Source organism: Antribacter sp. NEAU-D49, assembly GCF_057158775.1.
The window spans coordinates 374,213-384,193 of sequence record NZ_JBXTSN010000002.1 but is presented as its reverse complement, the minus strand read 5'-3'; the positions used below and the strand labels follow the sequence as shown (position 1 = coordinate 384,193).

At 73.1% G+C, this 9,981-nt stretch carries 5 protein-coding genes; 1 reads left to right on the top strand and 4 read right to left on the bottom strand.

Annotated features, from left to right (window positions below; all coding sequences use genetic code 11):
- Positions 1-614: 614 nt before the first annotated feature.
- Positions 615-1,874 (bottom strand): acyl-CoA thioesterase/BAAT N-terminal domain-containing protein, encoded by a 1,260-nt coding sequence (locus AC060K_RS03370; RefSeq protein ID WP_483764039.1) that lies wholly within the window; start codon positions 1,872-1,874, stop codon positions 615-617.
- A gap of 64 nt (positions 1,875-1,938) precedes the next feature.
- On the opposite strand from AC060K_RS03370, the gene AC060K_RS03365 reads away from it, so the two are divergent.
- Positions 1,939-2,490 carry an N-acetyltransferase family protein gene (locus AC060K_RS03365; protein WP_483764038.1) on the top strand — a complete coding sequence of 184 codons (552 nt, stop codon included), beginning with the start codon at positions 1,939-1,941 and terminating at the stop codon, positions 2,488-2,490.
- 2 nt (positions 2,491-2,492) lie between these two features.
- On the opposite strand, the gene AC060K_RS03360 is transcribed toward AC060K_RS03365, so the two are convergent.
- The 3 genes from AC060K_RS03360 to AC060K_RS03350 all read right to left on the bottom strand — a co-directional run bounded on the left by AC060K_RS03360 (position 2,493) and on the right by AC060K_RS03350 (position 9,801).
- Positions 2,493-3,497 (bottom strand): sugar phosphate isomerase/epimerase family protein, encoded by a 1,005-nt coding sequence (locus AC060K_RS03360; RefSeq protein WP_483764037.1) that lies wholly within the window; start codon positions 3,495-3,497, stop codon positions 2,493-2,495.
- Entirely contained in the window at positions 3,494-4,072 is a 579-nt protein-coding gene (locus AC060K_RS03355; RefSeq protein WP_483764036.1) for a hypothetical protein, read from the bottom strand. Before AC060K_RS03355 ends, AC060K_RS03360 begins: the two co-directional genes overlap by 4 nt.
- Positions 4,073-4,269: 197 nt before the next feature.
- Positions 4,270-9,801, bottom strand: coding sequence for a ThuA domain-containing protein (locus AC060K_RS03350; RefSeq protein ID WP_483764035.1), 5,532 nt, complete (start codon positions 9,799-9,801; stop codon positions 4,270-4,272).
- Positions 9,802-9,981 lie beyond the last annotated feature (180 nt).

Sequence of the window (9,981 nt, the reverse complement as noted above, 5' to 3'; positions counted from 1 at the left end):
AAAAGTATGCACGCCACCCACACCCCGAAGGACACAGGTAACAACCATACGAAGCGAACCCCAAAAGGGTCCTGATTAACTGGCACAGACCGAGCATGGCTCAGTCCGTCATCCAAAGGAATCCTCAACGAACCCGAGACAGCCACCGGCATGAACCGGCACCACATCGAGCCCGCCAACGAGGAAAATAATTGGCATTGACTATCAAGCACACTGTTGAGTTCTCAAACAACCGACGCACACCGTCGCAGTCCGTAGCACTACTGGCTTCGAACCCCGTCCGGGGCAACCTCTTAAACTTACCAGACCCGATCCGCCGGCGCAAATCCGCAGTTCCGGAGAACCAGCGAGATCCGCGACGTGGGCTGAGCCCGGTCCCCATCCGCAGAGGAGAGACGGACGCTCGAAGCGTCTGTCTCAGAGATGGGAACCAGCCCCGGCGCGGCCACCCGATCTCTCGGTTGTCCGTCCGCCCGTCGGGCTGACATCCAGAACATTACACAGGTCCACGGGCAGGTGCCAACTCGGGAGGCGTGACCCCGCCCACACCGCTCAGCCGAGCAGAACCGCTGGTCAGGCGCGTCACGGACGTCCATCCAGCGCCACCGGGGGTCTCAGCCCTCCGCGGCCTCGTCCAGCGCTTCCTGCACCGCCGACCAGAACCCCACCTGCACCCGCGGCGTCGCAGCGACGGTGGACGGGGCATGGTCCTCCCCGTACAGGCTCGGCAGGTAGGGCGGGCCGGTCACCCAGTGGTCGGCCCGCTCGTCCCGGACGATCCGCAGGTCCGCGTCAGTCCCCGACTCCTCCACCTGGTGGACGATCGCGTCGAGGTACCCGCAGGAGGACCACAGGGAGTCCCTTCCCCCGCACGCCAGCACCACCGGTCCTGCGATCTCCTCCACGGGCACCACCGAGCCCGCCGGCGGCGGGCTCACCGTGTCCTGGGCGCGGGAGATCAGATGCTGGCAGGTGAACGGCAGCGGCTCCCCGCCGAGCGACCAGGCGGACCGGCTGCGCGCCACCGGCGAGCACACGAGGCGCCCCGCACCCACCGGCGCGAACGCCCCGTGCACCAGGGCAGGCCGGTGCGCCGCGAGCCACAGCGCCATCTCGCCACCGCGGGAGACCCCGAAGGTGAAGACCCGTCCCGTGTCGACCTCGGGCCGGCCGTGCAACCAGTCCAACGCGGTCAGGAAGGTCTCGACGGGTACCTCCGTGAGCTCGGCGGGCACGCCGGGCGCGTCGAAGTACGCGACGGCGAGGGCCGGGTAGCCGAGCCCGGCGATCGTGCGGGCGGCGTCCTCCCCGCCCAGCAGGCCGCCCTCGGAGCCCCCGAACGTGAGCACGGCCGGGCGCCGCTCGCCCTCGCGGAGGTCGTCCGGGACGACGTACACGGCGGTCAGGCCGCCGTGGGTGACCCGGGTGACCCTGACGTCGTCCGGGTAGTAGGGCGGCCGCTCGACGGTGGCCGCGGCCAGCTCGTCGCCGCCGCTCAGCACCCGCAGGCCGGCGGTGTGCCCGGCGACGAACGCGTCGTGGGGTACGTCGCCGGCGGGCTGCATCGACCAGAACGGCGCCATGGCGTCCGGCTCGGACCACGTGCCGTCCACCGGCTCCGCCCTCGCGAGGTCGAGCACCCCGTCGTCGGGCGCCACGAAGGTGGCCCAGGACGAGAAGCCCCACTGCTCCGCCGTCGCCTCGAGGCGCACCTCCTCGCCGGCGGGGAGGCCCGACAGCTCGACCGCGAGCGGCTCGAACGGCCCGTCGACCTCGGTCACGTCGATCCGCGGCTCGGCGGCAGCGCAGCCCGCGAGACCACCGACCAGGGCGACGATCAGGACGAGGGCGAGCGACCGCCGTCGGGCAGGCATGGTGTGACTGTGGCACAAACCGGACACCGGGTCGTGCCCGGCGCGCGGGCGGTACGTTCGGCGCATGATCGTGCGCCCCGCCACCACCGACGACGCGGCCGAGGTCGCCTGGCTCGCCGCCCTCACCTTCCCGCTCGCATGCCCGCCGGGCACGCTCCGCGAGGACATGGCCGCGCACGTTGCTCACAACCTCACCCCCGCGCACTTCCGCGCCTGGGCGGGCAGCCCGCACCACGCGCTGCTCGTCGCGGAGGCGGCCGACGGCGGCGCTCGCTTCCGCGGGTACGTCCTGCTCGCGCTGGGGTCGCCCGACGGCGAGGCGGAGGCCGCGGCCGTCCGCTCAGGCTCCGGGCAGGACGCGCCCTACGTCGAGCTGTCGAAGATCTACGTGCACCCCGACGACCTGGGGTCCGGCGTCGCGTCCGCGCTCATGACCGCCGCCGTGGACGAGGCCGGCCGGCTCGGGCCCGGGCGGCCGCTGTGGCTGGGCACCAACGGCCTCAACGAGCGCGCCCAGGCGTTCTACCGCAAGCACGGCTTCGAGGTCGTGGGCAAGCGCACCTACCTGGTCGGCGGCGTGGAGCACGACGATGTCGTCATGCTCCACGCCGCCTGAGATCAGGAACGGGTCGAGAACGCGGCGTCGAAGGCCGCCTCGGGCGCGTCGAAGGCGTTGCGGCGCACGAACTCGAGCGCCTCGGGCGCCCCGACGAGCCGGTCCATCCCCGCGTCCTCCCACTCGACCGAGATGGGCCCGTCGTAGCCGATCGTGTTGAGCATGCGGAACGCGTCCTCCCAGGGCACGTCGCCGTGGCCGGTGGACACGAAGTCCCAGCCGCGGCGCGGGTCGGCCCAGGGCAGGTGGGACGACAGCCGGCCGTTGCGGCCGTTGGTCATCCGCTTCTTCGTGTCCTTGCAGTCCACGTGGTAGATGCGGTCGCGGAAGTCCCAGAGGAAGCTCACCGGGTCGAGGTCCTGCCACACCATGTGGCTGGGGTCCCAGTTGAGGCCGAACGCCTCCCGGTGGCCGATGGCCTCCAGCGTGCGGACCGTCGTCCAGTAGTCGTAGGCGATCTCGCTGGGGTGCACCTCGTGGGCGAACCGGACGCCCACCTCGTCGAACACGTCGAGGATCGGGTTCCAGCGGTCCGCGAAGTCCTGGTACCCCGCCTCGATCATGGCCTCGGAGGCCGGCGGGAACATCGCCACGTACTTCCAGATGGACGACCCGGTGAAGCCCACGACCGTGCTCACGCCCAGCCTGGCGGCCAGGCGGGCCGTGTGCTTCATCTCCTCGGCGGCGCGGCGGCGCACGCCCTCCGGGTCGCCGTCGCCCCAGACCACGTCGGACAGCATGTCGCGGTGCCGCTGGTCGATGGGGTCGTCGCAGACGGCCTGGCCCTTGAGGTGGTTCGAGATCGCCCACACCTTCAGGCCGTACCGGTCCAGCAGGTCGAGGCGACCCTGCACGTAGTCGTCGTCGTCCCAGCGCCACGGGTCCAGGTGGTCCCCCCAGCAGGCGAGCTCCAGGCCCTCGTAGCCCCAGCCGGACGCGAGGCGGGCCACCTCCTCCAGCGGCAGGTCGGCCCACTGGCCGGTGAACAGGGTGATCGGTCGTGTCATCGTGCGTTCCTCTCTCGGACTCGTGCTCTGCGCAGCACCACGACGGCGGCGAGCGCCGCCAGGAGGGCTGCGCCGCCCACCAGGTAGGGGACGGTCGCCGGGGCCGCTGCCCCGGCGGAGGCGGCCTCGGCGGCGGGTGCGGCGTCGGGCGTGCTGCCCGACGGCGACGCGGCCGGCTCGGGTGCGGGCGGCGGCGGGACCACGTCGACCTGGGTCGACGCCTCGGCCTGCACGGGGCCCGCCACCGTGGCGGTCAGCGTCCAGTGGCCCGCGCCGAGGATCCCGGCGTCGGACCGGTACCAGCCGACCCCCTCGGAGGCCGACGCCAGGACGACCGGGCCGACCACGGAGCCGTCGTCGGCCACCGCTGTGACCGTGACCTGGACCGCCTCCTCCACGGGGTGGCCGTCGGCCGCCCAGGTGAGGGTCGCGGAGACGCCGCCGGCGCCGTCCGTCCCGAGCGCCACCGCGACGTCGCCGCCGTGCGCCGCGGCCGGGAGCGGCGCGAGCGCCGCCACGGCGAGGGCGACGGCCGCGGCGGCCAGGGCCGCGCGTCGCGTGATGCCTCTCCACATGCTGTTCCTCCTGACGCTGGTGGTCCCTCGGCGCAGGACCGGAGCGCGGCTCCTGCGCCGAGGGGTGCCGGCTGGGCCGGCGGGTGTCGCGAGCGGGGCGCCGCCCCCGGGCGGACCGGGGCCGCGGTCACGTCCGGGCGCCCCTCGGCGTCCCGCTCGCGACGTTCGGGCGGCGCCTCACGGGGCGCCGCGGTCTGTCAGCCGCAGGCCACCTCCCCGACGGTGACCAGCAGGGTGGCCTTGCCGGACGGGCTGGCGACCCAGCCCGGGTCGAGGTCGAGCGTGACCTTCTTGTCCGGCGTGGCGGTGACGAGGTACTGGCCGGGGGCGAGGTCACCGAGGTCCTTCGGCTTGCCCGCGGTTGCCCCGTCCGCCCAGACATGGACTGTGTACCCCTTGACGCCCGGGACCTCGACGGGGGTCAGGACCGCGCCCGCGTCGCAGGTGGGCGGGGTGAGCTCGACGGCGGGGGCACGGTCGCAGCCGTACCGCCCGATGGTGACGACGAGCTGCGCCTTGCCGGACGGGCTGGCGCGCCAGCCCTCGGCCAGCTCGAGGACGTGGCCCTCGGCCGGGGTGGCGATGACGCTGTACTGGCCCGGTACCAGGTTCGCGAGGTCGGCCGGCTTGCCGGCCAGCGCGCCGTCGACCCAGTTGTGGACCACGTACGAGGCGACGCCGTCGACCGGGACCAGGGTGATGGACCCGCCGGCGCGGACGTTCCCGCCCGCGCCGTCCACCGTGCAGGAAGCCTGCACGACGTCCACGACGGGCGTGGCGGCGACGGGCGCCGGGGTGGCGATCATGAACCGCAGGGTCTCCCCGGTCGCGGTCTCGCCGCCCGCCGACGCGCGGACCTCGACGGCGTGCTCGCCCGGGGCGCTGACCACGACCGGGGCCGTGTACTCGGCCCAGCCCGCGCCGTCGACGTTCACCTCGCGGTAGACCTGCGTGCCCGCGGGCCCGCCGGCCGTCTCCACGGTGACGGTGACCGGTCCGAGCCACGACCCGTCGGGGCCGTCCGGCTCCGCCGGGGAGAGCGACCCGGTGACGGCGAGCGGCTCCGTGTCACCGACCACCCGGAAGTGGTCGAACGACGCCGTCACCGCCGCGGTCTGCGAGGCGCCGAGGGCGTACAGCCCCACACCCGCTCCGCCGACCGCCGCGTTGGTCACCGCGCCCGGGATCTCGGACCAGGTCTGGCCGTCCGCGCTGTACGACGCCGTGAACGTGGTGCCGGACCGGGACAGCCGCAGCCACCACTCGCCGGACAGGAGGTCGCCGGCGTTCGGCTGCGGGTCCTGCACCACGCCGCCCACCTCGCTCCGCAGCTCGATCCGGCGGACCGGCGTCTGCCCGGCCTGGTTGTCGGTGACGACGTCGAGCTTGACGTAGTTGTCGTCGTCGCCGTACACGATCAGGCCGGCCTGGTGGTACTGGCGGTCGAAGGCGGAGCCGTCGACCCGGGTCTGGACCGTCCAGTCTCCGTCGGGCTGGTCCTGCAGGACGATGTTGGGCACGCCCGTGTTGCCCGACCCGTAGATGTCGGTCGGGGTCGTGTCGAGCTGCAGGGCTCCGCCGGCCACCCGCAGGCCCGCCGGGTCCGGCCGGACCACCGACCAGCGGCAGCCGTCCAGGCTCGTGCCGTCGAACTCGTCGTCCGGCCCGGGGGCCACCGCCGTGTCGTCGGGCGTGAGGTGGAACCAGTCGAAGCGCGCGTCCACGACGGGCGCGGCCGAGCCGGTGCCCGCGAGCGCCACCAGGCCGATCCGCGCGTCGGTCAGGCCGGCGAGCGACTTGGTCTCCGGCATGTCGGTGAACGTGAGGCCGTCCGCCGAGTAGGACGCCCGGAGGGACGTCCCGTCGGTGCTGGTGAACCGGACGTAGACCGTGGACGGGTAGGCCGCGCCGAGCGCCGCCGTGTTGGACGCGGCGACCTCGTTGGGCGCGCCGCCCTCCTCGCGGATGAGCTGGAAGACCCGCGTGGCGGGGTCCGCCGGGGCCGAGCGGCCCTGGATCACCATCTTGGCGTAGTCGTCGGGACCGCTGTAGATCAGCAGCCCTGCCTGCTGGTACTGCGCGTTCGCGGGGATCGTCAGCCGGGCGGTGGCGGTGAACGGCCCGTCGGGCAGGTCCTGCAGCACGACGTTCGGCACCGTGGTGTTGGTGGTGCCGTAGAAGTCCGACGGCGTGGCCGGGATCACCAGCTCGCCGTCCGTGACCCGCAGGTTCTGGTCGCGGTCGAGCACCTCCCACCGTGCGGGGTCGAGGTCGGCTCCGGTGAAGTCGTCGGACCGGCCGGAGAAGCAGAGCGCCGGGCCGCCGCCGCCCGCCCGGACCGTGACGGTCTCGTACCGGACCGAGTACGCACCACGCGCGTCCGTGGCGCGGACCTGGAGCCGGTAGGTGCCCGGCTCGGTGTACGTGGTGGTGAACGTGCCGGACCCGTCCTCGAAGCCGGCCCCGCGGCCCGCGTCCCAGGCGAGGGTGACCGCGTCGCCCTCGGCGTCGGTCGCGGCGGCCGACGCCGACACCACGAGGGGTGCGGTGCCGGACAGCGGGTCGACGTCGAACGTGGTGATCTCCGGCCGGACGTTCTCGGTGACCCCGCGGCCCACGAACTCGAGCCAGTTCACGTTCGACTGGCCGGAGGTCTGGACGAAGTACAGGGTGCCCGTGCCGGAGGGGACGTCGTGCAGGGTCGCGGTGACGTCGGTGTAGACCTGCCAGCCCCCGGTCGCGGGGACGGTGACGCTGCCGATCTCGGGGCCGTCGGGCGCGTCCCACCGCAGGGAGACCTGTCCGCCGGGCGACGACGCCGCCCGCAGGGTGATCGCCTCGACGCCGGCGAGCGACACGGGCGAGAACGCCCACCAGTCGTCGGCCTCGATGAACCCGATGTTCTGCCCGCCGCCGGCGGTGTCACCGGTGGTCTCGGTCTGGACGCCCGGGTCCCCGCTGCTGGCCGAACCCGCGAGCCGCCCCGTGGACGTGAAGAACTCCGCCTGGAGCAGCTTGGGCTGCAGGATCTGCAGGTCGTTGCCGGTGAGCGGCACGCCCGCCGCGCCGCCGTCGTCGGCGTACGAGCCCTCGACCACCCAGAAGATGTTGGACTCGATGCCGTGGCCCTCGTCGCGGGCGGTCTGGAGCATTCCCTCGCAGCCCGTGAGGTCCTCCATCGGATGGGCGTGGGAGTCGTGCCCCAGCGAGGTGAAGAGGTGGACCTTGGAGCAGTCGACGGTGCCGTCCGGGTCGTCGACCTGGACCTGGTACCGCACCTGGTCGCCCCACTCGAAGAAGCCGCCGTCGTCGGGGAACGTGATGGTCACGGTGGGCGCGACGTTGCCCACCACGATCGTCACGTTCGCGACGCCGGTCTGGCCGGACGGGTCCGTGGCGACGAGCTGCGCGGTGTAGCTGCCGTTCGCCGTGTAGACGTGCGAGGGGTTCGCCTCGGCGGACGGCGCGGAGCCGTCGCCGAATGTCCACTGCAGGCTGAGCGGCTCCCCCGCCGGGTGGCGCGTGCCCTCCGAGGAGAACTGGACCGTCAGGGGCGCGAGGCCGCTGGTCACGTCCGCGCTCGCCCGCGCGACGGGCGCCGGGTCGCCCCGGACGTAGTCGACGCGGTAGATGCCGCTCGTGTCGTTGTTGCCACCGAAGCCCTCACCCCAGTCGACGACGTAGAGAGCACCGTCCGGGCCGAAGTCCATGTCCATGGGCCGGTCGAAGCCCGCCGACGGGTCGAGGTGCTGCGGCAGCACCCGGTTGATGTCGACGAGGTCGTCGCGTTCCGGCCCGTCGAGCTGGAACGAGTACACCTTGCCCTGGTTCCACTCGCCGAAGAGGGCCTTGCCGTCCCAGTACTCGGGCCACTTGACGTCGGAGTCCAGCGCGGGGTCGTAGTCGTACACAGGGCCGCCCATGGGCGCGCCTCCGCCGCCGATCTCCGGGAAGAGCGGGTTGGTCGCGTAGCCGTACCAGACCTCCGCCTCGACGGCGGGCGGGAGCTGGCGCAGGCCCGTGTTGTTCGGGGAGTCGTTGACGACGCCCCCGGCACAGTCGAACGGTGCCCCGGACTGCCCGGTCGCGAAGTCGTAGTCGACGTAGGCGCTGTTCGCGCCCGTGCAGTACGGCCAGCCGTAGAAGCCCGGCTCGCTGACCACGTTCCACTCGACGGTCCCGGCCGGTCCCCGGGCAGGGTCGGCGGAGCCGGCGTCGGGCCCGTAGTCCGCGACCAGGACGTTGCCCGTGTCGGGGTCGAGGCCGATCCGGAACGGGTTGCGGAAGCCCATCGCGAAGATCTCGGGCCGGGTCTGGGCCGCGCCCGCGGGGAACATGTTGCCCGCGGGGACGCTGTAGCCGCCCGCCGCCTCGGGGCGGATCCGGAGCACCTTGCCGCGCAGGTCGGCGGTGTTGGCCGACGTGCGCTGCGAGTCGTAGTTCTCGCGACCCGTGCGCTCGTCGATCGGCGCGTAGCCGGCCGACTCGAAGGGGTTGGAGTTGTCCCCCGTGACGACGTACAGGTTGCCCTCCGCGTCGAACTGCATGTCACCGCCCGCGTGGCAGCACGTCTGCCGCTGGGTGGGGATCTTCAGGACGACCGACTCGCTCGACGGCGGGACCGTGCGCGTCACCGGGTCGTAGGTGAACCGCGAGACCCGGTTGTGCGGGCCGTCCGCTCCCACGTCGGAGGGCGACCAGAAGAGGTAGAGCCACCGGTTCTCCGCGAAGCCCGGGTCGAGCACGATGCCCGTGAGCCCGTCCTCGTTGGCGAGGGTCACCGGCAGCGTCGCCGCCGTGGTGGTCTGCTGGGTCACCGGGTCGATCAGGCGGACGCGCCCGTCCCGCTCGGCGTAGAAGACCGTGCCGTCCGGGGCGACGTCGAGCATCATCGGGTTCGAGGTGCCCTCGTCGAGCGGGACCACCTCGTAGCTCGCGCTCTGCGTCGCGTTGCAGTCGGAGTCGACGACGCCCGCCGCCGTGCGGATCCCGCCGAGCAGGTGCTGGAGGAACTCCGGCTCCGCGAACGACTCCTGGGTGTGGCCACCGCCCGTGTACCAGGAGCGGCCGCCGTCGAAGGCCTGGCACCAGGCCGTGGGGTGCTCGGCGCCCATCGCGCCGCCGCCGGCCGAGTAGGTGGTCTCGTCGAGGCTCGCCAGGACGTGCACCGTGTCCCGCGGGTTGCTGCGGAAGTTGTACCACTCGTCGAACCGCTCCCACCGAGGGGGCAGGTGCGCCGTGGAGTCGTGGACGTGGTCCTCGACCTTGACCGTCGCCGTCTGGTTGGCGGGGTGCGCGCTGAAGTAGGCGCCGACGAGCTCGCCGTACCAGGGCCAGGCGTACTCGGTGTCGGACGCGGCGTGGATGCCCGCGTACCCTCCACCCCCCTGGATGTAGCGCTCGAAGGCCGCCTGCTGGCCGGCGTCGAGGACGTCGCCCGTGGTCGACAGGAACACGACCACCTCGTAGCCGGCCAGGCCCTCGTCGGTGAAGACGCCGGGGTCCTCGGTGGCGGTCACCGTGAAGCCGTTGGCGGAGCCGAGCTGCTGGATGGCGGCCACGCCCGCCGGGATGGAGTCGTGGCGGAAGCCGGCGGTCCTCGAGAACACGAGGGCGTCGAACGGCTCGGCGGCGGCCTCGGCCGCTGCGGCGGCCGTCGTCGTCAGGTCGGCGACGGCGGGGGCGGCGTGAGCCGCCTGCACCGTCGCGATGGTCAGGGGAAGGGTCATCGCCGTGACGGCAGCTGCCGCTACGGCTCGCCGCCAGGCGGCTGAGACCTCTCGGGGCACGTGTGTCACCAGGACTCCTCGTCGAGTAGGGATCGGTCGTGCGCTCCGGCGTGACGCCGCGCCGGCCCGAGGTCGCGGCGTCACCGGTCGTGCACCGCGGGCAGCTCCCGCGGTCGTCCT